This is a genomic window from Neopararhizobium haloflavum (assembly GCF_002750855.1).
Taxonomy (GTDB): Bacteria; Pseudomonadota; Alphaproteobacteria; order Rhizobiales; family Rhizobiaceae; genus Georhizobium; species Georhizobium haloflavum.
Genome location: NZ_NWUC01000001.1, coordinates 273,050 through 299,348, shown reverse-complemented (window position 1 = coordinate 299,348; position 26,299 = coordinate 273,050). Strand labels below are relative to the sequence as shown.

23 protein-coding genes are annotated in these 26,299 nt (G+C 63.0%); 13 read left to right on the top strand and 10 right to left on the bottom strand.

Annotated features, from left to right (window positions below; translation table 11 throughout):
* Positions 1 to 188: 188 nt before the first annotated feature.
* Complete coding sequence (locus tag CN673_RS01550) at positions 189 to 395, top strand: hypothetical protein (protein WP_157928756.1); 207 nt, start codon at positions 189 to 191, stop codon at positions 393 to 395.
* Here the strand turns inward: CN673_RS01550 and lhgD are convergent.
* On the bottom strand, positions 379 to 1,611 hold the full coding sequence (lhgD, locus tag CN673_RS01545; protein WP_099864985.1) for an L-2-hydroxyglutarate dehydrogenase: 1,233 nt from the start codon (positions 1,609 to 1,611) through the stop codon (positions 379 to 381). The two genes, CN673_RS01550 and lhgD, sit on opposite strands and share 17 nt — an antisense overlap.
* 599 nt (positions 1,612 to 2,210) lie before the next feature.
* Between lhgD and CN673_RS01540 the strand changes: the two genes are divergently transcribed.
* Positions 2,211 to 3,002, top strand: a complete 792-nt coding sequence (locus tag CN673_RS01540; protein ID WP_245409733.1) for a response regulator transcription factor — start codon at positions 2,211 to 2,213, stop codon at positions 3,000 to 3,002.
* Between the two features lie 76 nt (positions 3,003 to 3,078).
* Here the strand turns inward: CN673_RS01540 and galE are convergent, their stop codons facing one another.
* Positions 3,079 to 4,080 (bottom strand): UDP-glucose 4-epimerase GalE, encoded by a 1,002-nt coding sequence (gene galE, locus CN673_RS01535; RefSeq protein WP_099864983.1) that lies wholly within the window; start codon positions 4,078 to 4,080, stop codon positions 3,079 to 3,081.
* Positions 4,081 to 4,329: 249 nt separating this feature from the next.
* On the opposite strand from galE, the gene CN673_RS01530 reads away from it, so the two are divergent.
* The 3 genes from CN673_RS01530 to CN673_RS01520 all read left to right on the top strand — a co-directional run bounded on the left by CN673_RS01530 (position 4,330) and on the right by CN673_RS01520 (position 8,244).
* A complete protein-coding gene (locus CN673_RS01530; protein WP_099864360.1) occupies positions 4,330 to 5,685 on the top strand; it encodes a glutamate-1-semialdehyde 2,1-aminomutase in 1,356 nt (451 codons plus the stop codon).
* A 155-nt stretch (positions 5,686 to 5,840) separates the two neighbouring features.
* Positions 5,841 to 6,899, top strand: a complete 1,059-nt coding sequence (locus CN673_RS01525; RefSeq protein ID WP_099864358.1) for an NAD-dependent epimerase/dehydratase family protein — start codon at positions 5,841 to 5,843, stop codon at positions 6,897 to 6,899.
* Positions 6,900 to 6,909: 10 nt separating this feature from the next.
* Entirely contained in the window at positions 6,910 to 8,244 is a 1,335-nt protein-coding gene (locus CN673_RS01520) for a DUF4910 domain-containing protein (protein WP_099864356.1), read from the top strand.
* Here CN673_RS01520 and rfbC read toward each other — a convergent pair.
* Positions 8,218 to 8,850 (bottom strand): dTDP-4-dehydrorhamnose 3,5-epimerase, encoded by a 633-nt coding sequence (gene rfbC / locus CN673_RS01515; protein WP_370852994.1) that lies wholly within the window; start codon positions 8,848 to 8,850, stop codon positions 8,218 to 8,220. The genes CN673_RS01520 and rfbC overlap by 27 nt on opposite strands.
* 241 nt (positions 8,851 to 9,091) lie before the next feature.
* Between rfbC and CN673_RS01510 the strand changes: the two genes are divergently transcribed.
* The 3 genes from CN673_RS01510 to CN673_RS01500 are packed head-to-tail and all read left to right on the top strand — an operon-like array spanning position 9,092 to position 11,855.
* Positions 9,092 to 10,393 (top strand): class I SAM-dependent methyltransferase, encoded by a 1,302-nt coding sequence (locus tag CN673_RS01510; RefSeq protein WP_099864354.1) that lies wholly within the window; start codon positions 9,092 to 9,094, stop codon positions 10,391 to 10,393.
* Entirely contained in the window at positions 10,390 to 11,205 is an 816-nt protein-coding gene (locus CN673_RS01505; protein ID WP_099864353.1) for a sugar phosphate nucleotidyltransferase, read from the top strand. The genes CN673_RS01510 and CN673_RS01505 overlap by 4 nt, the downstream gene beginning before the upstream one ends.
* Positions 11,202 to 11,855 (top strand): PIG-L deacetylase family protein, encoded by a 654-nt coding sequence (locus CN673_RS01500; RefSeq protein ID WP_099864351.1) that lies wholly within the window; start codon positions 11,202 to 11,204, stop codon positions 11,853 to 11,855. Before CN673_RS01505 ends, CN673_RS01500 begins: the two co-directional genes overlap by 4 nt.
* A gap of 9 nt (positions 11,856 to 11,864) precedes the next feature.
* On the opposite strand, the gene CN673_RS01495 is transcribed toward CN673_RS01500, so the two are convergent.
* The 3 genes from CN673_RS01495 to CN673_RS01485 are packed head-to-tail and all read right to left on the bottom strand — an operon-like array spanning position 11,865 to position 16,010.
* Positions 11,865 to 13,184: a polysaccharide pyruvyl transferase family protein gene (locus CN673_RS01495; protein WP_099864350.1), complete on the bottom strand. Its 1,320-nt coding sequence runs from the start codon at positions 13,182 to 13,184 to the stop codon at positions 11,865 to 11,867.
* Positions 13,181 to 14,587, bottom strand: coding sequence for a glycoside hydrolase family 140 protein (locus tag CN673_RS01490; protein ID WP_245409732.1), 1,407 nt, complete (start codon positions 14,585 to 14,587; stop codon positions 13,181 to 13,183). The genes CN673_RS01495 and CN673_RS01490 overlap by 4 nt, the downstream gene beginning before the upstream one ends.
* Positions 14,580 to 16,010: a DUF4214 domain-containing protein gene (locus CN673_RS01485; protein ID WP_099864348.1), complete on the bottom strand. Its 1,431-nt coding sequence runs from the start codon at positions 16,008 to 16,010 to the stop codon at positions 14,580 to 14,582. Before CN673_RS01485 ends, CN673_RS01490 begins: the two co-directional genes overlap by 8 nt.
* A gap of 212 nt (positions 16,011 to 16,222) precedes the next feature.
* Between CN673_RS01485 and CN673_RS01480 the strand changes: the two genes are divergently transcribed.
* Complete coding sequence (locus CN673_RS01480) at positions 16,223 to 17,701, top strand: oligosaccharide flippase family protein (protein WP_099864347.1); 1,479 nt, start codon at positions 16,223 to 16,225, stop codon at positions 17,699 to 17,701.
* On the opposite strand, the gene CN673_RS01475 is transcribed toward CN673_RS01480, so the two are convergent.
* Positions 17,696 to 18,703: a glycosyltransferase family 2 protein gene (locus CN673_RS01475; protein WP_099864346.1), complete on the bottom strand. Its 1,008-nt coding sequence runs from the start codon at positions 18,701 to 18,703 to the stop codon at positions 17,696 to 17,698. The two genes, CN673_RS01480 and CN673_RS01475, sit on opposite strands and share 6 nt — an antisense overlap.
* Positions 18,703 to 19,944, bottom strand: a complete 1,242-nt coding sequence (locus CN673_RS01470; RefSeq protein ID WP_245409731.1) for a glycosyltransferase family 4 protein — start codon at positions 19,942 to 19,944, stop codon at positions 18,703 to 18,705. The genes CN673_RS01475 and CN673_RS01470 overlap by 1 nt, the downstream gene beginning before the upstream one ends.
* Positions 19,945 to 20,155: 211 nt before the next feature.
* Here CN673_RS01470 and CN673_RS01465 point away from each other — a divergent pair, with 211 nt between their 5' ends.
* Complete coding sequence (locus tag CN673_RS01465; RefSeq protein WP_099864342.1) at positions 20,156 to 21,292, top strand: glycosyltransferase family 4 protein; 1,137 nt, start codon at positions 20,156 to 20,158, stop codon at positions 21,290 to 21,292.
* A 5-nt stretch (positions 21,293 to 21,297) separates the two neighbouring features.
* On the opposite strand, the gene CN673_RS01460 is transcribed toward CN673_RS01465, so the two are convergent.
* Positions 21,298 to 22,458, bottom strand: coding sequence for a glycosyltransferase (locus tag CN673_RS01460; RefSeq protein WP_306456953.1), 1,161 nt, complete (start codon positions 22,456 to 22,458; stop codon positions 21,298 to 21,300).
* A gap of 322 nt (positions 22,459 to 22,780) precedes the next feature.
* Between CN673_RS01460 and CN673_RS01455 the strand changes: the two genes are divergently transcribed.
* From CN673_RS01455 to CN673_RS01445, 3 genes are all read left to right on the top strand, one after another.
* Entirely contained in the window at positions 22,781 to 23,674 is an 894-nt protein-coding gene (locus CN673_RS01455) for a glycosyltransferase family 2 protein (protein ID WP_099864979.1), read from the top strand.
* Positions 23,671 to 25,065, top strand: coding sequence for a polysaccharide biosynthesis/export family protein (locus tag CN673_RS01450; protein ID WP_099864339.1), 1,395 nt, complete (start codon positions 23,671 to 23,673; stop codon positions 25,063 to 25,065). Before CN673_RS01455 ends, CN673_RS01450 begins: the two co-directional genes overlap by 4 nt.
* Before the next feature lie 90 nt (positions 25,066 to 25,155).
* Positions 25,156 to 25,377, top strand: coding sequence for a hypothetical protein (locus CN673_RS01445; protein WP_099864337.1), 222 nt, complete (start codon positions 25,156 to 25,158; stop codon positions 25,375 to 25,377).
* Between the two features lie 32 nt (positions 25,378 to 25,409).
* On the opposite strand, the gene CN673_RS01440 is transcribed toward CN673_RS01445, so the two are convergent.
* On the bottom strand, positions 25,410 to 26,249 hold the full coding sequence (locus tag CN673_RS01440) for a sugar transferase (protein WP_245409729.1): 840 nt from the start codon (positions 26,247 to 26,249) through the stop codon (positions 25,410 to 25,412).
* Positions 26,250 to 26,299: the final 50 nt, after the last annotated feature.

Genomic DNA, 26,299 nt, shown 5'->3' with positions numbered 1-26,299 from the left:
CGGCCAAACGACGTAGCATCCTTTGGGCTGGGAAAGCGCGTTGGCCCGGCTGCGCATTATCACCTTCGCATCAGGACTTCATCAATGAAGCCCGCTTACGCGCGCGATAGACGATATGGTCCATTGACGTCGGGCTGGCTGAACTCGGAATGGCTGATGGGCTCGATGAACCCTGCTGGAGAACCGTCATGGAAGTGCGCCCCGCCCGGCGTGGTCTTTGTCCAAGTGACATTGCGCTGTTGCTTGAAATCTATCGCTCCGCCAAACGCGTCGAGGCCGCGTTTCCGCAAGTTCACATTGCCGGCAACGCAGCGCGTCGCCTGATTGCGGCATTCGACATGCCCATCGAGGAAGAACCGCCGCTCGCCGCCATGCGCGTCAGGGGACGCGCCTGACGCCTTTGGCGGCATGCCGATCCAAAGCGCGATCGAGGCATCGTTCGGCGACCATCCGGCCGATCGGCAGGGCCGATGTCGCCGCCGGCGAAGGCGCGTTGCACACATGCAGGCTGCGCTCGCCTTCCACGAAAAGGAAATCGTGGATCATCTCGCCCGCCGCCGTCACTGCCTGGGCGCGAATGCCGGCCTCCTGAGGCAGGAGGTCATCCAGCGTGAGGTCTGGGCAGTACAAGCGACACTTCTCCAGATAGCGGCGCTTTGACAGCGAATTGGCTGCCTCTTCGGCGACATTCTTCCTTTGCTGCGCGAGCAGCCGCCAGAAGCCGGAAAAGGATGCGATGTCCCACATGTCCTGCGGCGCCATCGCCAGCTTGCCGTATCCCTCGCGCGCCAGGCCGAGGACGGCATTGGGCCCCACCGTAATGCCACCATCGATCATTTTCGTCAGATGGATGCCGAGAAACGGCAGTGAAGGATCGGGAGCGGGATAGATCAGGTGTCGGACGATGTCGTTTCGGGCGGCCGGCAACCGGTAATACTCGCCGCGGAACGGCAGGATGCGAAAGTCCGTCCGCGCACCGGCGAGCCGCGCGATCCGATCGGACTGAAGACCAGCGCATGTGACCAGATAGCCCGCCCGCCACGCCTCGCCGCCTGCGCCGACCTCCACGGCATCTTCATCGACCTCGATGCGGTCGACGCGACGTCGAAGGAGAATCTCTCCGCCGGCACGCCTGATCCTCGCCGCCATCGCCGCGGCCACGGCGCGATAGTCGACGATGGCCGTCTTTGGGCTGAGAAGCGCGCCCTGCCCCACGATATTCGGCTCGATTTCGCGCAGGTGGTCCCGCCCGATCCGCTGGAGTGTCAGGCCGTTCTTCGTTGCACGGTCATGGAGCGCATCGATGCGTTGCATCTCCGTGGCGCTGGTCGCGACGATCAGCTTGCCACAGGTGTCAACGGCAATCCCCTCTTCGGCACAAAACCGCTTCGTCGCTTCCGCGCCTTCCGTGCAAAGCCGCGCCTTCAGACTGCCCGGCGCATAGTATATCCCGGCATGGATGACGCCACTGTTGTGCCCGGTCTGATGCCGGCCCACCCCGTCCTCCTTCTCGATGAGAACGAGGCGTGCATCGGGCTTCATCTCCAGAAGATTGAGGGCCGTTGCCAAACCGACGATACCGCCCCCGACAACGCAGAAATCGTATGTCACCCGCAACTCCCGCCCACTTTCCGGCACAGTGAAGACAACAGCCGCCAGCCGCCGATCCGTCCGATGCTTGGCACAATCGTCGAGCCCGCGATAGGGGAGCCGTGGTCGGGCTTAGGTGGTGGCTCCCCTATCCTGTCCACGCAATACTCTGGACAGGCCACGTGGGTTGCTGACGTTTCACGCTGGCACGGCAATCATTCGTCTCACGTCATTCATCGTCAACTAAGCAATCGAGGTAGAGACTGCTATACCTGATGAGCGAAACATCAACTATTTCATAAATGTGGCCATAGACCAGCCGCATCCACTACGCCCGTCGTCAACCATCCGACCCGACAAGAACTGAGCTCGGAATATAAGTGCAAACACCTAGAGCAGTACTTTTTTACGACTTGATTGATTTTTGTTAACCATCACCCCCTGTGATCGCCATACAGTAACACATAGCCATACAAGACATGGCGGCGGGGCAAGCTGAACTCTCGATAGAAGACCAAATTTCTCTATCGCGCGCCTCAATAAATTTTGTCGTTATATTTGGTTTCGGTGGCAACGATCACTCGAAAGAGGGTCATCGTGTGGAAAGGCGGGTTATGCGTATGGATACAGCAGCACGATATGGCAATGGCACATCGGCAGCGTCTGAAAAGGGCGGGATCGATCTGGCCAGATATGGGCTCGGTGGAGCAGGCGACGTTGGCGAATGCGAGCAGTGCCTTCTCGTCATCGACAACCGGGCGCTCGGCAGGGAATGCCTGTCGAAAGCCCTCATCGACCATAACCTGGGCATGGAAGTCGCCGCTATGGGTTCGGTCGAGGAATGGCGGAAGGACCGTGCCTATCACACGCCGCTCGCCGCAATCCTGCTCAATCTTGGCGGCCGCAGGATGAGCGATGCCGGCGTCGCCAACGAAGTGACGCGGCTGGCAGCGGAATTCAAGGCGATCCCGGTGATCATCCTGGCTGACACAGATGACCTGAAGCAGATCCTCAAGGCGCTGGAATGCGGTGCGCGCGGCTATATCCCGACCTCCGTCGATATCGACGTGTGCGTGGAGGCGATCGGACTTGCGATCGCCGGTGGCATCTTCGTGCCGGCGAGCAGTGTCCTCGCCATGCGCCATATGATCGAGACGACCACGCAGGAGGCACGGCCGCTGACCGGCATGTTCACCACCCGCCAGGCCGAAGTCGTCGAGGCGCTTCGCCGCGGCAAGGCCAACAAGATCATCGCCTATGAACTGAAGTTGCGCGAAAGCACAGTGAAGGTCCACATCCGCAACATCATGAAGAAGCTCAAGGCGACCAACCGGACGGAAGTGGCCTACAAGATCAACGACATGTTCCCGATGGAAAGCGCGCTCGGGATGCCGCAGGCCGCCAGCAACTGATATCTGCATGGGGTGAAGCCGCCTCCGGCCCGATCAGATGATCGGGCCGGCTTTTTTTGTCGCCGGCGCCCGAAGATCACGCATGTTGCAGGGATCGGCCCGCGTCCCAAAGCAGCTTCTCCCACTTAAGAGCGTGGGCGACGATCGTTGAAAGGTCGTTGTAGCGCGGGCGCCAGTCGCACTCGTTCTTGATCAACCGGCAATCTGCGACAACCTTCGGACTGTCGCCTGGGCGGCGCTCGGATGGAATCGCCGGGAAAGCGACCCCCGAAACGGCCTTGACCGCTTCGATGACCTCAAGGACGGAGTAGCCGACCCCATAGCCGCAATTCATGGCGATGCTGGTCCCGCCAGCCCTCAGACGCTGGAGCGCGAGGTAATGCGCGATGGCGAGGTCGCTGACATGAATGTAGTCGCGCACGGCCGTCCCGTCGGGCGTGTCGAAATCGGTGCCGTAGATGTTGACGTGGCTGCGCTTGCCGACGGCCGCTTCGCACGCGATCTTGATCAGGTGGGTGGAGATGGGGCTGATCTGTCCGGCGCGCCCGGCCGGGTCTGCGCCAGCGACATTGAAATATCGCAGCGCCGTGAAGCGCAGTGGCAAACTCATGGAAACGTCGCGCAGCATCATCTCCGTCATCAACTTCGACGTTCCGTAGGGAGAGAGCGGCCGCAGTGCCCCGTCTTCCGTCACCGGCAATCGCTCGGGATCGCCATAAACGGCGGCGGTCGAGGAAAATATGAAATGACGCACACCCGCTTCCAGCGTCGCCTCGATCAATCGGCGGGAGGCATCGGTGTTGTTGCGGAAATACTTGAGCGGATCGCTGACCGACTCATCGACGCGGATCGATCCGGCAAAATGGATCACCGCATCGACGTCAAAGGTCTTCATCACGCGGTGGACGAAAAGCTTGTCGGCGACGTTGCCCTGCTCGAAATGCGCGCCCGGCGGCACGCTTTCACGAAGACCCGTGCTGAGATCGTCGATCACGCAGACCGTCTCGCCCGCATCCATGAGTGCCAATGCCGTATGGCTGCCGATATATCCGGCACCCCCGGTGATGAGAACCGCCATGACGAGAACCTCCGCTTGTCTACAGCGGCATGCCATGAAGGCAGCATCGTCCGGCATCTGGCCAATCGAGGTACGGGACGGACCTCAGACATGAAGTGCACGGGTGCATCGCGCCGCATCGGCGGCGCCGGCAGTGAGAATTCAGCCGATTGGAGGAAGCCGGCATCCAAAATGACAAGACGCGCCACTGGCGTCAGCCTGTAGACTTGCGCCGACCCATCAAACCGCAACGCGCCGGAGGCCGGCCCCATGACGCGGCATTTTTCCCGTTTCGAACGCTCGACCGATCTTCAAAGACGCGCACATCGGCTGATCCCCGGCGGCGCGCATACCTATGCCAAGGGCGACGACCAGTATCCGGTCCTCGCGCCGGGCTTCATCGAACGCGGTGCCGGTTGCCACGTCTTCGACGTCGAAGGCAATCGCTACATCGAGTACGGCATGGGCAACCGGGCCGTCGGCCTCGGCCATGGCTATCAGCCGGTTGTCGAGGCGGCCATGCAGGCAATGCGCGACGGGTGCAACTTCACCCGTCCGGCGCGGCTCGAGGTCGATTGCGCGGAAGCCTTTCTGGATCTGATCGGAACGGCCGAGATGGTCAAATTCTGCAAGGACGGCTCGGATGCAACCTCGGGCGCTGTCCGCCTCGCCCGTGCCTACACCGGTCGCGACATGATTGCCTGCTGCGGCGACCACCCGTTTTTCTCGACGGATGACTGGTTCATCGGGACCACCGCCATGCACGCGGGGATACCTGACGCGATCCGCCAGCTCACCGCGACCTTCCGCTACAACGACCTTGAGAGCGTCGCCAGTCTCTTCGCCCGCTATCCCGGCCGCATTGCAGCGCTGATCCTGGAACCTGCACGCAACGAGGAGCCACGCGACGATTTCCTGCACGAGGTCAAACGGCTGTGCCACGCCAACGGCGCGCTCTTCATCCTTGACGAGATGATCACCGGTTTCCGCTGGCATGCACGCGGCGCCCAGCATATCTACGGCATCGAGCCCGATCTTTCGTGCTTCGGCAAGGCTCTGGCCAATGGCTTTTCAGTATCCGCGCTTGCGGGAAAGCGCGAATATATGCGGCTCGGCGGGCTCGATCATATCGACAAGCCGCGCGTCTTCCTGCTTTCGACGACGCACGGCGCGGAAACGCATGCGCTCGCCGCCGCGATCGCCACAATGAGGATCTATCGCGACGAGCCGGTGATCGCGCATATCGAGCGGCAGGGCAGCCGCCTGGCCGAAGGGGTCGCCGACGCTGCGCGGCGGCATGGCGTGTCCGCGCAGGTCGCAACCGTCGGCCGGCCCAACTGTCTCGCCTATACGACATTCGATGCCGACGGCCGTCCCTCCCAGGCCTTCCGAACACTGTTCCTTCAGGAAACGATCCGCCGCGGCGTTCTCATGCCCTCGCTCGTCGTGGGATACACCCATGACGACACCGCGATCGACGAAACGCTCGAGGCGATCGACGGCGCGCTCGAGATATATGCGCGCGCGCTCGAAGACGGCGTTGACCGTCATCTCGTCGGCCGCCCCTCCCAACTCGTCTACCGGGCCTACAACCAGCCACCCGCCATCGCAGCCGCCGTGACCTGACCCATTGGCCGATTGGGCGATGGTCGCCGGCCACGGTTCATCCCAATGGCCACGCCCTCCCCGATTGGCGCACTGCAGCGCGCGTACGGGTCGGGTTAGTTTTTGCGTCGAACGCGCGCCGGATCACCGGGCGCACATTGTCGAAAGGACGAACGATGAAAGTTCTCGTCACCGGCCACCAAGGCTATATCGGCTCCGTCATGGTGCCCATGCTGCTGGCGGAGGGCCACGAGGTCACCGGATACGACACCAACCTCTACAGCCGGTGCGCCTACGGCCCTGGTGGGGAGCAGACGGCCGTTCCTTCGATCGCCAAAGATGTCCGCGACGTGAGCCCTGCCGACCTGGAGGGCTTTGACGCGGTCATCCACCTCGCCGCGCTGTCCAACGATCCGCTCGGCAACCTGGACCCTGAAACGACCTATGACATCAACCACAGGGCCAGCGTGCGCATGGCGAAGGCCGCAAAGGATACAGGGGTCCCGCGCTTTCTCTTCGCCTCCTCGTGCAGCAATTACGGCTTGTCCGGCGAGGACATCATCGATGAGACGGGGACGCTCAACCCCGTCACCGCATACGGCCGCTCCAAGGTGATGTCGGAGCGCGACATATCCGAGCTCGCCGACCATGCGTTCACGCCGGTCTATTTCCGCCCCGCAACGGCCTACGGCGTGTCGCCGCGTCTGCGTTTCGACATCGTGCTCAACAATCTCGTTGCCTGGGCCGTTACAGAAGGCGTCATCATGCTGAAGTCGGATGGCAGCCCATGGCGGCCAATCGTCCATATCGAGGACATCTCGCGTGCCTTCATCGCCGGATTGACGGCGCCGAAGGAAGCCGTTCACAACGAGGCCTTCAATGTTGGCCAGACGGCACACAACTACCGCATCCGTGACATCGCCGCGATTGTCGCGGAGGTGGTGCCGGGGTGCCGTCTCGAATTTGCTGCCGATGCCGGTCCGGACACACGCTCCTATCGCGTCAGCTTTGAGAAGATCGCCCGCGTCCTGCCTGCTTTCAAGCCGCAATGGGATGCGCGCGCCGGCGCGGTCCAACTCTATGAGACCTACAGCGGCGCAAACCTGTCGTTGGCCGAGTTCGAGGGACCGCGCTATCAGCGCATCGCCCATATCAGACATCTCATGGCGGATGGTCTGCTCGACCCGGACATGCGCTGGCGCCATCGCGCATCCGGCCTGGCCGCCGCGGAGTGAATGAGCCACCATGACGATGCATGCTTCCGCGCCGCCTGCCCGACCCGCCGATGGCGTATGCGGCGCGGAACTTCACGATCTGGCCGCACGGCTCTATCCGATCTGCCGCAGCATCACCGGCGACGGCGTCCGGCAGACGCTTGCTGTCCTGTCCGAGCATCTTCCCATCGCGGTGCGCGAAGTGCCGACGGGTACGCAGCTTTTCGACTGGACCGTGCCGCAGGAATGGCGCGTCCGGTCAGCGCGCTTGCGCGATCCGGGCGGACAGATTGTCGTCGACTTTGCCGATAACAACCTGCATCTGATGAGCTACAGCGCACCGTTTCGCGGCCGGATGTCGCGTCAGGCGTTGAGCGCTCACATCCACACGCTGCCCGATCAACCCGATCTCATTCCGTATCGAACGTCCTACTATAATCGCGACTGGGGTCTCTGCATGGCCCATTCGCGTTTCAGCGCATTGCCCGAAGGCGAGTATGACGTTGAGATCGATACCGACTTCGTCGACGGCAGCCTGACCTATGGCGAGTATGTCCATCCGGGCACAAGCGATCGCGAGTTCCTGCTTTCCGCTCACATCTGCCATCCCTCGCTCGCCAACGACAATTGCTCGGGCCTTGCAGTCCTGACCATGATGGCTGCGATGCTGAAAGGCCGGCGCACACGCTACGGATACCGCTTCCTGTTCGCACCCGGCACGCTCGGTGCGCTGGCCTGGCTGGCGGCCAACGAGGAGCGTGCGCAGCGGATCGATCATGGCCTGATCGTCTCATGCGTCGGTGACGCCGGAAGGCCGACCTACAAGCGCAGTCGTCAGGGTTCGGCCGAGATCGATCGGATCATGGCCCATCTCGTCAAGCGCCGCGGCGGATCGATTCTGGACTTTTCGCCCTACGGATATGACGAGCGTCAGTACTGCTCGCCAGGCTTCAACCTGCCGGTCGGCCTCATACAGCGTAGCGCCTTCGGGACATTTCCCGAATATCACACTTCCGCTGACAATCTGGCGTTCATTCGCCCCGAGTGCCTGGCGCAGTCGCTGGATCTCCTGTGCGAGGCCATCGAGATCGCGGAAACGAACTGGACCCCGCTCAGCCTCAATCCGAAGGGAGAGCCGCAACTTGGCCGGCGCGGCCTCTACGCAGCCATAGGCGGACGACACTCGACCGGTGCAAGCGCGATGGGACTGTTGTGGGTGATGAACCTTGCCGATGGCCGGCACAGCCTCCTCGACATGGCCGAGCGCGCCGACATGCCCTATGCCGACATCGCGGCGGCTGCGGCATTGCTGCGCGATCACGGTCTCCTGTCCGACGCGTCAGCCGGGCACCAGGTCGCCGAGTAACGGCCAGTTCTGGTCTCTCTGGGAAATCGCACCCACCGGCAGTGGCCAGTCTATGGCGAGCAGCGGATCATCGTAGCGAAGCCCGACTGAGGCGTCGGGCACATAGAACTCGGAGATCAGGTACGACACCATCGCATCATCGGTGACGGTCTGGAAGCCGTGTGCAAACCCCTTGGGTATATAGATCTGCCGACGATTCTCCGCCGACAGCTCGTAGCCGATCCATTCGTATCGGGTCGGGGACCACGACCTGAGATCGACGATGATGTCGATGATGGTACCGCGGATGCACGAGACGAGCTTGACCTCCCCATGCGGCGGCAGTTGCAGGTGCAACCCGCGCAGGGTGCCCCGTCGCACCGAATGAGACTGACTGTGCTGGACGAAACGTGTCTCCAGCCCCTGTTCCGCGAATTCGCGTTCGCAGTAAGTTCGCATGAACGAACCGCGATCGTCGAGCGCCGCGGTCGGCTCGATCAGCCACGCCCCCTCCAACCTCGTTTCCCTAAAGCGCATTGCCGCAGCCCAATTCTGCCGGTTGTCCAGATGCGGAATTGTCGCCGGCGACCACGGCGGCGTAAGCGGGCCATCGGTAGAAAGCGCCATCCCCTTTTCGGTCAGGCCGGATGAGCCATCATCCTCCCTAGGACGTGTCCGGACCCTCGGGCATGACGTGCCTTCACCCTAAGTCCCGTCCCGCATGCGCACCCTGCCCCAACGGATGAGGGGCCCCCTCGGATGGCCGGATCGCAAGGCCAAAGGACCCAATCTATCGTCGTGCCAACCTATGCGGACGCCACCCACACTGCGCTGCATGAATCACCACCCCATCCGACCGGAGCACGCGATGAACATCAGGGCCGTCGAAACCAAAGTGGGAAGTACCATCCTCCCCGCACCAGCAGCAACGAGCTGCCGGCTCTGCGGCCGCAACCTGCGCCACGGCTTCGTCGATCTCGGCATGTCGCCGCCTTGCGAGAGCTTCCTTGCCGCCGAGGACGTCGACCAGATGGAGCGCTACTACCCGCTCAACGTGCTGGTCTGCGATGGGTGCTATCTCGTCCAGCTGAAGGAATATGTCAGCCCCGAGGCGATCTTCACCGAATACGCGTATTTCTCGTCCTTCTCCACCAGCTGGGTGGAGCATGCAAAGACGTATTGCGAGCAGATCACGGCTCGGCTCGGCCTCGGTTCGGAAAGCCTCGCCGTCGAACTGGCCAGCAACGACGGATATCTCCTGCAGCACTTTGCGCCGCTCGGTGTGCCCGTTCTCGGCGTCGAACCTGCCGCCAATGTCGCCAGGGCCGCGGTGAAGAAGGGCATTCCAACACTCGTCGACTTCTTCGGCGTGGCGCTGGCCGAGCGCATGGTCGCGGAGGGGCAAAGGGCCGATCTGATCATCGGCAACAATGTGTTGGCTCAGGTTCCCGACCTCAACGACTTCGTGGCCGGCATCGCGATCCTGCTGAAGCCCGAAGGGGTCGTGACACTGGAATTCCCACACATCGAGCGCCTGATCGCGGAGAACCAGTTCGACACGATCTACCACGAGCACTTTTCCTATTTCTCGCTGCTGACGATCGACATCATGGCCGCGCGCCATGGCCTGCGCGTCATCGACGTGGAAGAGTTGGCCACCCACGGCGGATCGCTTCGCGTCCATCTCGCCCATGGCACAAGCAGCCACGCCACGAGCGTGCGCGTTCCCGAACTGCTGGCGCGCGAAAAGCGCTTCGGCCTGACGGAGATGGCGACATACGCCTCGTTTGGCGAGAAGGCCCGGCGCGCCAAGCGCGACCTCCTGCTGTTCTTGATCGCGGCCAAGAACGACCACAAGCGCATCTGCGGCTATGGCGCGCCCGGCAAGGGCAACACCTTGCTGAACTACTGCGCCATCGGCACCGATTTTCTCGACTTCACCGTGGACCGCAATCCCTACAAGCATGGCAGGGTGACCCCCGGCATGCATATTCCGATCCTGCCGGTCAGTGCGATAGACGAGGCAAAGCCGGACTACATCCTGATCCTGCCGTGGAACCTGAAGGATGAGATCGCCAGGCAGATGCACCATGTCGCTGCGTGGGGCGCCAAGTTCGTCGTCCCAATTCCCTTCGTCACCGTCATCAACCCAGCGGAGCAACCACGATGAGAGTCGTCCTCTTCTGCGGCGGACGCGGCACGCGCATCCGCGAATATTCCGAGAATGTGCCGAAGCCGATGATTCCGCTCGGCCATCAGCCGATCATCCGGCATGTCATGCAGTGGTACAGCGATTACGGACATGACGATTTCGTCCTGTGCCTCGGCTACAAGGCCAACGTCATCAAGGACTTCTTCCTCAACACCCGTCCGCAGACCTTTGCTGATTGCGTCGTGACGGGCGGCGGCCGGGATGTCCAGCTGCTCGATCCCGCCGGCAGGGACTGGCGTGTGACGCTGCTCGACACCGGAATATGGCGCAACATCGGCGAGCGCCTCTGGGCCGCGCGGGAGCATGTACGCCACGAGCCGATGTTCCTCGCCAATTACAGCGACGGCCTGACCGATGTCGATCTCAACGACATGATCGACCGCTTCAAGGAAAGCGGCAAGCTGGCCTGCTTCCTCGCCGTGCGTGCACCACTGACCTACCACCTCGCAGACATCGCGGAGGACGGCCGGGTGCGCGAATTCCGCACGACCGACACCTCGGAGATCTGGATCAATGGCGGCTATTTCGTCTTCAAGCCAGAGATCTTCGACTACATGCGCGAGGGCGAGGAACTGGTGCTGGAGCCGTTCTCCCGCCTCATCGCCGACAACCAGCTCATGGCCTACAAACACACCGGATTCTGGCGTTCGATGGACACGCTGCGGGACTGGCAATCGCTGGAAGACATGGTCGAAAAGGGTGACATGCCCTGGCTGGCGACGCCGGCAGCACGCTCCGCACAGCATCAAGTGGTGATGGCCGCTTCATGAAACCGTTCGGACTGGCGACGAGCGGCGAACGACTGTCCGTGCTGTGTCTCGGCGCGCACTCGGACGACATCGAGATCGGCGCAGGCGGCACGATCATCGAACTGATCGGCCGCGGCGCAAAGCTCGACGTTACATGGTGCGTTCTGAGCGCCGCAGGCGAACGCAAGGCCGAGGCAACCGCCTCGGCCGAAGCGTTCCTCGAAGGTGCGCAGTCACGGACAATCGAGACCGCCGATTTCGAGGACAGCTATTTTCCCGACCAGCAAAAGCCGATCAAGACCTGGATGATCGCAGTGCGGGACCGTGTCCGCCCGGACATCGTCTTCACGCACACGCGCCGTGACGGCCATCAGGACCATCGCCAGGTCAATGCATTGACGTGGAACGTCTTTCGCGACCATCTCATCCTCGAATACGAGATACTGAAATGGGACGGCGATCTCGGAAGGCCGAATTCCTACGTGCCGCTCTCCGAAAAGACGATGGAGCGCAAGACAGATCTGCTGATGCGCCATTTCGGATCGCAGCGTTCGAAGGATTGGTTCGATCCCGACGCTTTTCGCGCATTGGCACGGTTAAGGGGCATGGAGTGCCGGGCGCCTGAGCGCTTTGCCGAGGCGTTCACTGTGCGCAAGACGCGGTTGTTCTGACCGCATTCGTCACCATCGTTCCATCGCAACATCATCGAGCATGTCGGAAAGTCGGCGCTCCTGGCATTCCAGTTCCCGCTCCTGCTCATCACGGCAGGCCTCTATCGCCGCGCCGATCTTTGCGCGTTGGCCTGCCAGGGTTTCGAACTGGCTGATCAGAAGATCACCGTCGAAATGCTCTACATGCTGGCAGTACTCCGCGAGACCGAACTCGGCCATCACGACATCGTTCTTCTTCGAATAGCCGAGCGAGATCGTCGGCTTGCCCATCTTCAGGGCGCAAATGATGTTGTGATAGCGGGTGGCCACGACGATGTCGGTCTCTGCGATCTGCTTCATCAAGCCATTCAGGTCGTACGCCGGTTCGAAGACGAGTGCGGCGTCCCCAAGCTCGGGACGTTCCCGTCTCACGATGGCGCGCAGAGCATCCACCGCTGTCGCGTCGCCGAGTTCGCCCGTCAAGAGCCGCACGCCATGGCCACGATCCAGGAGATAGATGACGAACCGCACGAGCCGCGCGATATAGGCGTCGAAGATGGCGCGCCCCCCGTCTTCAAAGCCATACCAGCCGTAGTAGCTCATCACCCCGACGCCGACCGTCAGTTTCGCGCCATCCACTCGTGGCGGCGCGTCCGGACGCTTCAGCTTGAACACAATGTCCGGGAAGATCGGGTCGGCTGCGGTCGATAGACCCGACGTCTCCAGAAACGTCTTAGACAGGCGATCGCGATAGCTCCGGTAATGCGCCAGCCGCGCGGCCGTGACCATCAGGCGGCGGTTCCAGACCCTGTCGATCGGCCCGGCCCCGATGCTGACGAATGCCAGTCTCGTGCCGGCAAGCCGCGCTGCCAGGCACCAACGAAGGAGGTCCATCGGCATGCCGAACGGCCATTCACCGAAGTCGTCGAGTATTCCCGTGCCGGGAATGATCGCGATATCGCTCCGCCGCATCGCCGACAGCATGCGCGCGCTCTCCGGCACCAATCGCAAAATCTTGAGAAGCCGTCGCAATGGTCGCGGAAGTGCTGGCTTCTCATCGTCGTCGATCGGGCGGATCGGCAGAGCGTCGATATCGAAGGCTGCCCGCACGACCGAAGGATTGGCGCAGATGCAGAGCAACCGCGCATCGGGCCGTGTCGCCCTGAGGAAATCGAGCATGGTCTCCAGCGATCCGTCATTGCCGAAATTGCCGCAACCGAAGAGGCCGAACAGTGTGATGCGGAGTGGACGACCGTGCGCGCCTTGCGCCTTGCGGCTGATGCCGGTCACTGCCGGACCGCGCGGCGCCACCTCATCCGCGTCGCTGCGTGTATCGATGGCGATCGTCATAGGGCCTTCTCCATGTGGCTCGCGCCGACGAGTTCGAGCAGCCAGTCGGAATAGCCGGCAAAGTTCCTGCCGGGCGGTGTGAATTGCATTTCACCGGCCGGGAAAGGAGAGCCGGTCACCGGGGCAATGCTCCCATTCGAAGGATCGCGCCACCGGGCGACGATGGCTTGTCCGTCCAACTGCGCGAGATCGACGCTGACTTCCGTCCCGGCGGGCAGATAGATCAGAGCAAACGATCCGTCGCTCGCGCGCGCCGCTGTCGCCGGCGCCTCGCGCACCCCATGGTCATTGACGACCAGTCGGGCATCGACATCCGGTTCGAGCAGCCACCAGCGCATCGGTGCGATGATGTCTTTCAGCACTGTCATGCTGCGCGAGCCGCGGCTGTTCAACGCCTGCTGCCACGTCATCGGCGCTTCGGTGATCCCGGGACCGTCGAAATGCCAGATCGGATTGTTGCCGAAGATGTGGCCCGACGCACCCGACAGGATCGCCTGATAGGCCTGCATGCGCATCCGATGCTCGCTGGCCTCGTGTTCGTTCTCATAAGCGCTTTCCATGAGAAAGAACGGCATCAACGGATCGAGCGCATATTGACCGAGAGAAGCGTCTCGCACGGATTCGTAGGTATAGACGTTGTTCAGATCGAGCCATGGTTCTCCGGCCCAGTATTCCAGAGCAGCCCAGCCCGGAGACCCGTGCGCCGTCTGCAACGCGCCGGGATCGCCGGCCTTGATCCCGGCAACAAGCGCACGCACGAGATTCTTGTCAGGCGGATTGTAGTCGCCGCCCTGCACCCAGACGATATTGTCGAGATCGCCGAAACGTTCGCCGACATAGACGCCGTAGTCTTGCATCGTCTCCGCGCCGGCCGCCTCCATCTCCTGATACCAGCCTTCCGATCCGCCTCCATTGCCCGCGTAGGCGGGAGCAAGGAGAACGACCAGGCCGAGCGAGCATGCCTGTTCGACCACCCAGCGCGCATGATCAAAGTAGACGGGATTGGGCCTGGCAAAGGGATCGTTGGTGAGAAAGGGACTCATGCCGTAGGCATTGGCCGGGGCCTTGCTGGCGAACTTGTGCTCAATCAGATTGACCAGGATGGCGTTGAAACCCCGTGACGCCCGGTCCTTCAGATAGAGCGACGTTTCCTCTCGATCGAGCTCGGCAATGAGCGACCAGGCGGTATCGCCATGCAGGAAGAAAGGCGTGCCGCCATCATCGCGCATGAAGCGCTCGCCCTCGGTCATCTTGAGCGGAAAGGCCGCGCTGGCCGGGCTGTCACAGCCAGCCGCCGCAGCGCCGCTCACGGTCATCAAGGCGCCAGCCGCGATGATGCCCCAAAGCAGCGTCCGCGAACGCCCGCCCCGTCCAGCGCCTTGACCGATCCGCAACCTATCCATCGGTACCCGCTTCACCTGCAAAAAGGGCTGCGTGGCGCGAGCGGAATTCGCCGGACTGCACGATCCCGAGCGCGATGCCCGTTCGCGACAGGCCGCCCGCCTTCAACTCTGCAGCGTAGCTGTCGAGCCCGTGCGCATCGGCCTCTCGCCCGAGCAGCAACTCGAATAGGAACGCGACGTAATCCCGGTCGCTCATGCCGAGCGGCCCATAGCGCTCGGCGAATTCGGGAGAGGAAAGAAGAGGCCGCAGCCGCGCGGCAATGCCGGGCTCGGTAGTCGCCAGAGCCTGCCACCGCGCAACGTCCGCCTCCTCGGCGGCGCGACCGAGAATGAGGCAATAGGCGTAGCGCGCCGACGCATCGGTGCCTTCTTCGCCGGGATCTGCGAGCGTGGCGAGGTCGCATGTCCGGGCCGGCGGATCGTCACGCGGTCCGCGAATGAAATCCCGCACAGCAGTATAGGCCGGCTTCGGTTCGCCGGCCACCCAACCGCCGTCGGATTTGGGCAGGAGACGCACCAGACCCATGTAAGCCTCAAAGTCCGGGGCCCAGTAGGTCTCGTCCAGAAGCTCGTAGATGTGGGCAGCTTCGAGCGGATAGTGCTGATTGAGTTCGAGGAGCCGGCGCAGCGTATAGGTAAGGCCTTCAGCTTGCTCGAGCTCTCCATTCTGGCTGCCGAGAGGGTGATTGAATTCCGTGAGCCAGATCGGACGGTCATAGACCGCCAGCTTCTTGAAGGCCCATTCCGGATCCTGTCCATAGGCATGCCAAACCGAGATATCCCAGTCGATCCCGTCAGCCTCAATTCGCTCGAATGCGCCGATGTGGCCCCATCCGGCCGTCCCGATCGCCTTGCGGATGTCCGGGTCGACCTCGTCGATGCCCTCTGAAAGCCCATCGAGAACGGCGCTCACCTTCGCCCATCGCGGGCCGTAATAGTCGTCTGCCGACAGCCCGCCGGCCGGACCCCACTCGCAGGGATACTGCGTGCCGTCGTCGCGCATTTCGCACGGCTGTATGATCGCGTGGTTTTCCATCTCGTTGCCGAGTTCCCAGACGCGAATCTCGTCCTTCAACGGGGCGGCGAGCGCAATGGCAAGCGCGCGCGCCTTGGCATGCAGCTCCGGCACGCTGTCCTCATCGAGGTCCACATTGCCCGGCGTGATTACCGGCAGGATCTCGATGCCCCGCGCCTTGCCGGCGCGCGCAAGTTCGGCGAGCGTGACCACCTCGCTCTCGTGCGAAATGTCGACACGATAGGACGTCATGCCGAGATCGGCGACATAGTCGAGCTGCTGGTCGATATCAACGCCAGGATAAGATGCGATCGGATGGCCGTTGACGCCCCAGATAACCGGATCTGCAAAGGCGTCGCCAGACATCAGCAAACTGAACGCAGCAACCACCGTCCATCGTGAAGCCATCGGTCCGACCCTCGTTCAACATCGGCAGACTATCGGCAGGTGGTTGTCTCTTCAGCTTCACAAATCGGCGAAAACCAGAACGAGGCTACCCCATTCGAGGGGCGCGATCAGCCATTTTGCGGGCCTGACGACCGCAAGACACACTGGGAGAAGACGAAGGCCCTCGGCCAAGCTGGCAGCGGCGAACCATTGACCGCGAGACCCTTCGAACAATGACCGGCGTAAAGCGCGCGCTCTTCATTTCCAGCTTCGATCGCTATTTCGCGATCATGGCGAACATCCTCACGCTGGCCATCGTCTCGCGACTTTTGCAGCCGGAAGAGATCGGTGTGTCCGTCATCGGCATGGCCGTCGTCCTCATCGCCATCGCTTGCAAGGAATTTGCCAGCTCCAACTTCCTGATCCAGCGAACCGAGCTCGAACGCGGCGAGGTTCGAAGCGCCTTCACCGTCATGTTCGTTCTGACGCTCGCCATCAGCGCGGCGTTGTTTGCCGGAGCGCCCGTACTCGCACGAAGCTACGAGGAGATGCGGCTGGTGCCGTATCTTCACGTGATCGCGCTCAGCCTCCTCATCGAGTTCGTCCCGCTCCAACTCATCGCACTCCTGCGTCGCGAGATGGCATTCGGAAGGGTCGCGCTGATCAACTGCGCGGGTGCGCTGACGGCAACCGTCGTTACGTTGGCACTGGCGCTGCTGGGCTTCAGCTATATGAGCTTTGCCTGGGCCTGGATGGCGCAGGCCCTTGTCAGCGCGGCCCTCGCCATCGCCTGTCACCGACAGATCTGGATGTTCCGTCCCTCGCTGCGCCACTGGCGTGCCGTTCTGCGGTTCGGCGGCTACAATGGCAGCACCATCATGCTGTTCAAATTGTACGAATCGCTGCCCTACCTGATGCTCGGTCGACTGATTTCGCTCGATGCTGCCGCGATGTTCAGCAGAACGCTGATGATCTGCCAGTTGCCGGATAAGGTGGTGCTTGGCGGGGCGATCTCCGTCATCCTGCCGGCATTCTCCGAACAGGCCCGCCAGGGGCGCGATCTCAAACCCTCCTACCTTCATGCTCTGGCGATCGTCACCAGCCTGCAATGGCCGGCGCTTTGCGCATTGGCGATCCTGGCATATCCGGTGGTCGACCTGGTGCTTGGCGACCAATGGCACGCCGTCGTCCCGCTGGTGCGGATCGTGGCGCTGGCGAGCCTGTTCGCCTTCAGCTTCGAATTGAACTATCCGGTTCTGGTTTCCATGGGCGCCGTGCGCGACGGCTTCCTGCGCGCGCTGATCGTCTGCCCGGTCTCCGCACTGGTTGTCGTCGGCGCAGCCTTTACGGGAAGTCTGACGAACGTCGCCGCGAGCCTGGCGATCATCATCCCGTTCCACGCTTTCGTGTCGCTGCACTTCGTTCAGCGCCGGATCGGCCTTTCCTGGTCTGCGATCGGCGGCGCCATCTGGAAGAGTGCGGCGGTGGCGCTGATCACGGCGCTCGGACCGCTGGCTGTCGCGGTGGCTTCAGGGTATCGCCTTGATCTTTCGCTCGCCGGAATGGCCGCTTCCGTGGCTCTGGCGGCCCCGGCCTGGTTGCTCGGATTGTGGGTGACCGGCCACCCCATGCTGAAGGAGCTGGCAGCGCTCTTTCCCCAGCGCTGGCATCGCAAGGCGGGGTCAATTCCGATCGGCTCGGCCCGTTTATGACTGCCGCGACAAATTCGCGATGGACAGGTTCGCCCAAGCGAGCGACAGAACGTCCCGCGCGCGATCGACCGGCCGGTCCATGCGCCAGAGCCAACCGATCGGTGGCAGGAACGCGGAACGGCGCCGCCACCTGCGCGACAGCGCGAGGAGCTGACGGCCGGTCGTCTGGTCTCCGCGCGCGATATGCGAGATCGCCGACCAGTAAGCATGTTGTCCAAGGCCGATGCGCGCCATCGCCATGAGATCGGCGATATGGGGCAGCACCTGCCCCTCATGCGCGAAGAAGCTGACGAACGCGCGCTCACGTTCCACGAAGTCCCGACATTCGACACCCTGGTAGTCGGTGGACATCCGAACGGGATGATAGCGCCGCAACGCCTGGACCGTCTTGATGCAGGCCACATCGCCCACCGTGGCGAGACGCAGCCACATCTCCAGATCGTCCGTATAGGGCAGATCGGCCCTGTAGTGCCCGACGCGCTTTTGAGCCGCAGTACGCCGGACGACGGTGTTGGCACCGATCGAGTTCACCGGTGTTCGGCAAAGGTCTGCAATGAAGTCGGCGCCGCGCTGCGCGGTCACATCGGCGGCCTGGACGCAAACGGCCGTCGTGGCGAAAGCCTCCTCCTGCGCAATGCGTCCCTCGATCCCGTGCACGAAACTGATGCCGGGATCGGCCTCCAACACGTCGATTGCCCGTTTGAGAGCGCCAGGCACCAGAACATCGTCGGCGTCGAGAATGAGGAAATAATCCGCGCTCGCCCAGTCAACGCCCTCATTGTAGCTGGCCGTGGCACCGCAGTTCTCATCATGCAGGCGCACATCGACGCGCTGATCCTTGAGCGCAAGGAAGGCGGCGATGAACCGGCTGTCATCCTCGGACGCGTTGTCGATGATCAGCACCCGCAGATCAACACCCTGCTGCGTCAACACACTTTCCACGGCTTGCGTGAGATAGCGCCCGTAATTGTAGCAGGGGATGACGATGTCGACGCTGGCCATCAGCTGTGTCTCCTGTGCGCAACGGGCAGTTCGTCATCCACCTTGCGCATGATTGTCAGATAGGTCTCGGCGATGCCGCGCCAGGTGTACCTGGCCGCGCGTGCCCGCCCCTTCTCGATCATGGCGGCCCTCAGGCCGTGTTCGTTCCGCAGCCTTTCGATGGCTGCAAGCCATGAGGCGGGCTCGTCCGGATCGGCATACAGGGCCGCATCTGCGCACACTTCAGGCAGGCACGGCGCAAAAGACGCGATGACGGGGCAACCAAGCGTCATCGCCTCGACCGCGGGCAGTCCGAAGCCTTCGATGCGTGATGGAAAGACGAAGCAGAGCGCGGAAGACAGCGCACTGGCGAAGTCGTTGTCGTCGACCCGGCCGAGAAGCAGGAGGTTTGCCGGCATTCGGCCGGCCTGCGCCCGTATGAAATCGGCATCGACATCGCCGGCCATCCAAAGGTCGAGACCCATCGCCTCCAGCGCTCCGGCCAGCTTGAGGACAAGGCCGGTGTTCTTGTAGGCCTGTGGCCGCCCCAGTGCGAGCACATAGGGGCGCGAGGGCGCGGCGATGAGAGCGGAGCTGGACGCATTCCAGCGCGTTGCATGGTCGGCGCCGTTGTAGGTGACGGTGATGCGGCTCGCCGGGGCGATGCCATACTGCGCAAGATGCTGGCGCGAGAGCTCCGATACGGTCGTTATCGCCGCCACCCGCCGGCCGAGCAGCGGCAGCACGGCGCGATGCGCCAGCCGAAAGCCGAAGCCGTAGCTCTCCGGCATCAATCGCGTGTGCAGGTCGTGGATGCAGACCACCTGCCGGGAAACGCTGACCGGCGCCAGATTGCAGAAGCTGACAAGCCCGCCGGGAACATGCCGGGGCAGTTGCATCTGCACCCAGACCTGAGGCAGACGCGGCCTTCGAAATTCGGGCACGATCCGCTTCGCGATCCAGTCGAGGGACAAGCCGCCATCCCCCTCGCACGGCGCGACAAGATCGATTTCCAGGTCACGTGCCAGCGGATGTCCTTCGCCGATCAGCCAGTCCAGCGCAAGCGTCACTTCACGCGCATAGCGGGCAACGCCCGTCGGCTTCAGCCCGAGAAAGTCACCGTTTATCGTCCACCGCCTGGTGAGCGCGCTGTGCTCTGTGCGACGCCGAAATGCACCCGTGCTCCGCCGCTCCTTGGACGGTTCGGCAAACTGCAATCGCGAGGGCCGGTCGAACGGCTCTTGTGAAGGTGTGGGCGTCACGCGGATCTGCCTTCATATCGGGTCCATCCGTTTCTAGCATCGTGTGCAGGTCCCACGCCTTCCCACATTGGAGGTATCGGTCGGCGTCCGCAGCGCCTATCTGGATGAGGAACGGCCATGCCGTGGCCGGCCGCTCCACGAAAGAACGACCTGACGCAGCACAACCCTTACGCCAGACTGCAGGCTCGAATGTGGATCGGAGATCACGGCGATGACACGGCGATGGATCGTCAACGGTCGCTTCCTGGCGCAGCCTGTCACAGGGGTGCAGCGCTATGCCCATGAAATTGTCACCGCCCTCGATCGGCTGATGGCATCCGGACAGCTCCTGACCCGTGATCTGGAAATCGAGGTTCTGGCACCGCCCAATGCGGACCATGTGCTGGCCCTGAAGACAATACCGATCAGGCGCGTCGGTTATCTGACAGGCCATGCCTGGGAACAGGCCGCGCTTCCCACCGCCGTTGCTTCAGGCGGGCTTCTCAGCTTCTGCAATACAGGCCCGATCACGGTGGGCCGGCAGATCGTGTGCATTCACGACACGAACGTCTTCAGTTGGCCGCAGAGTTATTCGCTGGCCTTTCGCGCGCTCTATCGGCAATTGCTGCCGCGGCTGGGCCGCAGTGCGGCCAATGTCGCGACGGTATCGCACTATTCGGCTGGCGAGCTCGTGACCCATGGCGTTGCGACGGCAGACCGCATTCTCGTCGCACCGAACGGCCACGACCACGCGGCACGCTGGCGTCCGGCTCATTCGGCGGCAACACGCGCCATCGCCGGCCGCGATCTGATCGTCATGATCGGAAGTCCAGCGCCCCACAAGAACATGCGCCTGATGCTCGATATGGCTGAGCGGCTCAAGGAGCTCGGATTGCGCATTGCAATTGTGGGCATGAGCAATCCGCGCGTTTTCAGTGAAACGGCCATGCGCCAGCCGGTGGACAATGTTCTGTGGCTCGGCCGGCTCTCCGATGCCGAGATGGCAGCGCTCTTGAAGGACAGCCTTTGCCTTGCCTTCCCTTCCTTTGTCGAAGGTTTCGGATTGCCGCCGCTTGAAGCAATGGCACTTGGCTGCCCGGTCGTGGTATCGGACCGGGCGAGCCTACCCGAAATCTGCGCGGATGCTGCGCTTTATGCCGCGCCGGACGATGCGGATGCATGGTTGGACCAGTTTCGCCGGCTTCTTATGTTTCCGGCGCTGCGGCTGGACCTTGCGGCGCGTGGCCGGGCCAGGGCAGGCCATTTTCGCTGGGAAATGTCGGCAGAAGCCTATCTTCTCGCAATGGCGCGGGCCGACGGCCACTTCATTGAGGAAGAGCAACCGCGCCAGCGCGCCGAAGTCAGCTGAACCTGTCAGTGAGAGGCGATCTGCACGGCCAGGCGGGCAAACGCTTCGGCAATCTCTTCGTCGAAACGCTGCTCGGAAAATCGCATCGCGTTGTCCCTGCAGGCCTGCGGCGTGATCGCGCCCCCCTCGGTTTCGAACCGCTCGACCGCCTCGATCACCGCCGCCACATCCTGACGCCGGAACAGGACGCCGGTCGGACGAGGCGCACGGCCGAGCGGCGCCACGATGTCGGCTGCGCCGCCGCGCGCGAACGCGACGAGAGGCGTACCGCATGCCTGTGCCTCGGCGAGTGCGATGCCGAAATCCTCGCAGCCCGCGAAGACCATGGCCCGTGCCGAGGCGACGGTCTGGACATAGTCGGCCCGTGGCAGAAAGCCGGCAAACTCGACGTTGGGGCCGGCAAGTCTTCGCAAGGCCGACGATTGCTGCCCATCGCCAATCACCACGAGCCGGCGCTGCGGCATGGCATTGAATGCCTCGATGACAAGATCCGTCCTCTTGTAGGGTGCCAGAAACGATGCCGCGACATAATGATCGGATTTCTTCGAGACATAGGGCAGATGGTCCGTATCGACGGGCGGATGGACCACCTCAGCCGACCGCCCGTAAATCCGCCCGATCCGCCCGCGCACATAGGACGAATTGGCAAGCATGAGGTCGGGCCCGTTGGCCGTTCGGGTGTCCCATGAACGCAGCCGGTGGAAGAGATAGCGACAAAGGAGGCCTTTCGGACCCCAGCCCAGCCGGCCCTGCGCCAGATAGGAAAATTGTTCGTCCCACGCGTAGCGGACCGGGCTGTGCACATAGGAAAGATGGGGCTGATCCGGCCGCGTGATCACACCGCGGGCGAACGCGGCCGATGAACTGATGACCGCGTCATAGACGGTGACGTCGAACTGCTCGATAAGAAAGGGGCAAAGGAAGAAAAGAGAGCGGTAGTAGCGCCGAACCATCGGCAGCCGATTGGCTGGCGAGGTGTGAAAACGCACACCCGGGAAATGCTCGGCCTTGATTTCCGGCGTCAGAAAATCAAACAGCGTGAACACCTCTGCGTTCGGGAAGATGCGGCACAGCCGCGCCAGAACGCGCTCCCCGCCCCTGAAATCCGGGCACCAGTCGTGAACGATCGCGATACGGGCATTGCGGTCCAATACCTGTTGCATCATCGCGCTGGCGTCCGCGCGCTCGATCGGCAACACATTGCGTTCCGCCATCGTCATTGCGCCTGCCTCCACGCCCATCTGTCACTGCCGATAGTGTGAAGCGCCGATGCGCGTCGCAAGACCGTCCATGGAGGGCAAAAGGCACTGCAGGTTACGCCCGACGGTGCAGGTATTGGGCAGGCTGGGCGCGACCATCATCCGAACGGGGGATGGTCCGACCGACACACGCACGAAACGCCCCCATTGTGCGAACTTAAGGCGAAGTGGCCGGTCCGCTACGGTCGGGTTCGAACACACGCCGTGAAAGGTCGCCAGACACGTCATGATGAAGCTGGTCGTGGTCATCCCCACCCTTGGTCGCTGCGGTCAGGTAACCCGCCTGCTCGCGCATCTGGACCGGCAGACGCGCCGCCCGGACGCCGTCATCGTTTCGGCTCCGGACCCCACTCATGTCGAACGCTTTCCCCTCTCGTCGTTTCCTGTTTCGGCCATCTTCGGCCCGAAGGGCCTGGCGGCGCAACGCAACTCGGCGCTTGAGGCCGTGGCGGGCAAATTCGATATCGTGACCTTCTTTGACGACGACTTCGTCCCGGCCGACGACTACCTCGACGGGATCGTCAGTGCCTTCACCGCCCATCGCGAATGGTCGGTGGTCATGGGCCGTGTCGTCCTCGACGGCGCAACCGGCGCCGGCTTCGACTGGGACGATGCGCTGACGGCCCTCGCCGAGACCTCCCAAAAGCCGCCGCCCCTGCCGGCCATCATCGAACATGTCGGCGCCTACGGATGCAACATGTCGATCCGTGCCGCCGCCATCGGCCCATTGCGGTTCGACGAGCGGCTGGCGCTTTACGGTTGGCAGGAAGACATCGATTTCACCAGCCAGATGCGCGCCCATGGCCGCTGCGTCCAGCTGAGCCACTTGCGCGGCGTGCACCTCGGCCTCAAATCGGGCCGCGTCAGCGGCGAACGCTTCGGGTATTCGCAGATCGTCAACCCGATCTATCTCGTGCGCAAGGGCACCGTGCCGGCTAGCTTCGCGCTGCCCTTGATGCTGCGGAATATAGCCGCAAACCTCTTTCGCAGCTTGCGTCCCGAGCCCCATGTCGACCGCCGGGGGCGACTGCGCGGCAACCTGCTGGCCTTTGCGCATCTGTTGAGAGGACGGGTCGAGCCGGAATACATCGTCAACATCCAGCGCATCAGGTGGTGGCCATGAACAGCTGCGATACCGCAAGGCCGATCCGGCGCCGGAGGGCCTCTCGCGCATTGGCATTGGCGCTGTCAGCAGCCGTTCTCGCCGGAGCAATGCCGGCCGCGGCCGATGAATACGAGCTTGGTCCGCAGGATCGCATAAGGCTCAAGATCTACGAGTGGCGGCCCTCGCACGACACCATTTTCGAATGGACTGCGCTCAACGACCAGTTCACCGTGGCAGCGGACGGCACGCTGTTCCTGCCCTTCATCGGCGAGATAAGGGCGGAGGGCACCCTGCAGGGCGACCTGGCCCGCACGATCGCCGAGCGCCTGCGCAATCAGATGGGCCTTGGGCGCGCGCCTGACGTGGCAGTGGAGATCGTTCAGTACCGGCCATTCTACATCGTCGGACAGGTCGTCCAGCCCGGCGAATTCCCCTACAGGCCCGGCCTCACGGTACTGCAGGCCGTCAGCATCGGCGGCGGGTTGAAATCGAGTGAAGAGACGGCTTCGCGGCTGGAGCGCGAGGTGATCGCCGTGCGCGGTGACCTCGATCTGCTGAGCCTGTCGCAGATCGGCCTGGAGGCACGCCGCGCCCGCTTGCAGGCCGAGTTGGAAGATGCCCCGGAGATCGCCTTCTCCGAGCAGTTGAGCGCGCTCGGTCAGGAGCCGTCGATCCGCATGCTGATGGATCAGGAACAATTGATTTTCGAGGCACGGCGCGACGGCCTTGCCACGCAGGTGCGCGCCCTCACCGAGCTGGAAGCTTTCTTGAAGGAAGAACTGACGGCGCTGGAAGGCCAGATGGTCTATTACGACAAGCAGATCGCCCTGGTGGAGAAGGAATTGTCCGGCGTGTCGGCGCTGGTCAGCAAGGGCCTCGCCGTGGCACCCCGCGAGATCTCGCTGGAGCGGTCACTGACCCAGGCGCAGAGCGAGCGCCTGTCGGCCAGCACCAGCCTCATGCGCGCGCGCCAGGAGATCAGCCGCACCCAGCTCGCCATCCTCGAGCTGCGCAACAGCCGGCGCAACGAAGTTACCGTCGCGCTGCGAGACACGCAGGCACAGCTCGACGAGCTCGCCAGCCGGGCGGACACGACCGTTCAACTGCTCCATGATTCAGAGGTCACCGCACCACGGCTCCTGGCACTGCGTCGACAGACCGAACGCGCCGAACCGACCTACACCATCCTGCGCCCGGGTACGGAAGGCACCACCGAGATACCGGCCGAAGAAAGCACGGCCCTTGAGCCGGGCGATACGGTCAAGGTCGAACTGCCGCTGCCCGACTACGAGCGGCTCGATCTGATGAGCCGAACACCGGGCGCGCTCCAAGGACCAGACCCCATCTCGCCATCTTTGACCGGCGGCATTGCCGCCGCAGATCGCGCACGCCCCGCCTCGACGAACTGAGCGCGACACGCCTGATCCGGCGATTTGAACTTGACCACCGGCGATCTATCTCCGATTGAAGAAGTCCGCGTGCGATCAGGGGAGACGAGGGTGCATTGGAGCATCGTCACCGTTGCAGCCATCGGAATGCTCATGGGATTGCGATTTCGCGCCCCGGCGCTTCTTGCGGTAACTTTCCTGACGATCGCAGCCGGCTTCTTCTTCTTTGACCAAAACCGCGTGTGGTCGACCGTCTGGCTCGTCCTGATCCTGCAGTCCGCCTATCTGACAAGCCTCTGCCTGCTGATGCTGTGGCGTCGCCGCTCCTCCTGACGGCCGCATCGGCCGCGTAAGCGACACGGTTGTCAGGATGCCTGATCGAAGCGCATGACCGCGACCACGGTGCGAAGGAGAATGACGAGGTCTGTCCCGATCGACCATCCGCGCACATACTGGCTATCGAGCGCGATGCGCGAAGCATAGTCGGTGCTGCTACGGCCGGTGACCTGCCACAACCCGGTCAGTCCGGGACGCACGCGAAGATAGTCGCTGACCTGCTCGCCATAGCGCGGCAGTTCATCAGCTACGATCGGACGCGGGCCGACACAGCTCATCTCGCCCTTCAGAACGTTGAAGAGTTGCGGCAGCTCATCGAGACTGGATTTGCGAAGGATGTATCCGAAGAAGGTAATGCGCGGGTCACGACGAAGCTTGTGGCATCGCTCCCATTCGGCCGCTGCCTCGGGATTGCGCGCCAGATGCTCGGCCAGGACATCCTGACCGTTCATGACCATCGTACGGAATTTGTAGCAATCGAACGGCTTGCCATCGAACCCGACCCTTCGGTGGGCGAAAATCGCCGAGCCGCCGGTCGTCGCCCGCAGGACAATCGCGATGATTACCATGATCGGGGCAGCCAGCAGCAGGGCGGTCAGAGCGATCGCAAGATCCAGCCCCCGCTTGATCCATCCGCCTATCGGCCGGGCCGGCGCGATCCGGTTGCCGGTGCCACTCGGCCGATGTGTGTCACGCGGGAATGCCGCCGCTTCATGGCTCATCATCTGGGATATCATCCCGGCCGGCGCGCTTTTCTCGTTGGTAGGCCCGGCCGGCGCGACCGTGCCCATCGCTGCGGCAACGGCCGGATGCGGTCCGCGATCGAATGCCATGAGGCGAAGCCAGCTCTGCAGGTTTACGGTGCCCATGTGCCTATGCCGAAATGCCACTTTGAGCCCCCAGTCTCCAAGTTTCAGCC

Bases quoted from the DNA above. Each gene is read 5' to 3' on its own strand.
- galE (WP_099864983.1), bottom strand. From the start codon at position 4,080: ATGGCGGTTCTCATCACCGGGGGTGCCGGATATATCGGCAGCCATACG.
- CN673_RS01490 (WP_245409732.1), bottom strand. From the start codon at position 14,587: ATGGATAGGTTGCGGATCGGTCAAGGCGCTGGACGGGGCGGGCGTTCG.
- CN673_RS01540 (WP_245409733.1), top strand. From the start codon at position 2,211: ATGGATACAGCAGCACGATATGGCAATGGCACATCGGCAGCGTCTGAA.
- CN673_RS01480 (WP_099864347.1), top strand. From the start codon at position 16,223: ATGACCGGCGTAAAGCGCGCGCTCTTCATTTCCAGCTTCGATCGCTAT.
- CN673_RS01550 (WP_157928756.1), top strand. From the start codon at position 189: ATGGAAGTGCGCCCCGCCCGGCGTGGTCTTTGTCCAAGTGACATTGCG.
- CN673_RS01500 (WP_099864351.1), top strand. From the start codon at position 11,202: ATGAAACCGTTCGGACTGGCGACGAGCGGCGAACGACTGTCCGTGCTG.
- CN673_RS01525 (WP_099864358.1), top strand. From the start codon at position 5,841: ATGAAAGTTCTCGTCACCGGCCACCAAGGCTATATCGGCTCCGTCATG.
- CN673_RS01440 (WP_245409729.1), bottom strand. From the start codon at position 26,249: ATGGGCACCGTAAACCTGCAGAGCTGGCTTCGCCTCATGGCATTCGAT.
- CN673_RS01505 (WP_099864353.1), top strand. From the start codon at position 10,390: ATGAGAGTCGTCCTCTTCTGCGGCGGACGCGGCACGCGCATCCGCGAA.
- CN673_RS01495 (WP_099864350.1), bottom strand. From the start codon at position 13,184: ATGACGATCGCCATCGATACACGCAGCGACGCGGATGAGGTGGCGCCG.
- CN673_RS01530 (WP_099864360.1), top strand. From the start codon at position 4,330: ATGACGCGGCATTTTTCCCGTTTCGAACGCTCGACCGATCTTCAAAGA.
- CN673_RS01455 (WP_099864979.1), top strand. From the start codon at position 22,781: ATGAAGCTGGTCGTGGTCATCCCCACCCTTGGTCGCTGCGGTCAGGTA.
- CN673_RS01460 (WP_306456953.1), bottom strand. From the start codon at position 22,458: ATGATGCAACAGGTATTGGACCGCAATGCCCGTATCGCGATCGTTCAC.
- CN673_RS01520 (WP_099864356.1), top strand. From the start codon at position 6,910: ATGACGATGCATGCTTCCGCGCCGCCTGCCCGACCCGCCGATGGCGTA.
- CN673_RS01450 (WP_099864339.1), top strand. From the start codon at position 23,671: ATGAACAGCTGCGATACCGCAAGGCCGATCCGGCGCCGGAGGGCCTCT.
- rfbC (WP_370852994.1), bottom strand. From the start codon at position 8,850: ATGGCGCTTTCTACCGATGGCCCGCTTACGCCGCCGTGGTCGCCGGCG.
- CN673_RS01510 (WP_099864354.1), top strand. From the start codon at position 9,092: ATGAACATCAGGGCCGTCGAAACCAAAGTGGGAAGTACCATCCTCCCC.
- CN673_RS01485 (WP_099864348.1), bottom strand. From the start codon at position 16,010: ATGGCTTCACGATGGACGGTGGTTGCTGCGTTCAGTTTGCTGATGTCT.
- CN673_RS01465 (WP_099864342.1), top strand. From the start codon at position 20,156: ATGACACGGCGATGGATCGTCAACGGTCGCTTCCTGGCGCAGCCTGTC.
- CN673_RS01475 (WP_099864346.1), bottom strand. From the start codon at position 18,703: ATGGCCAGCGTCGACATCGTCATCCCCTGCTACAATTACGGGCGCTAT.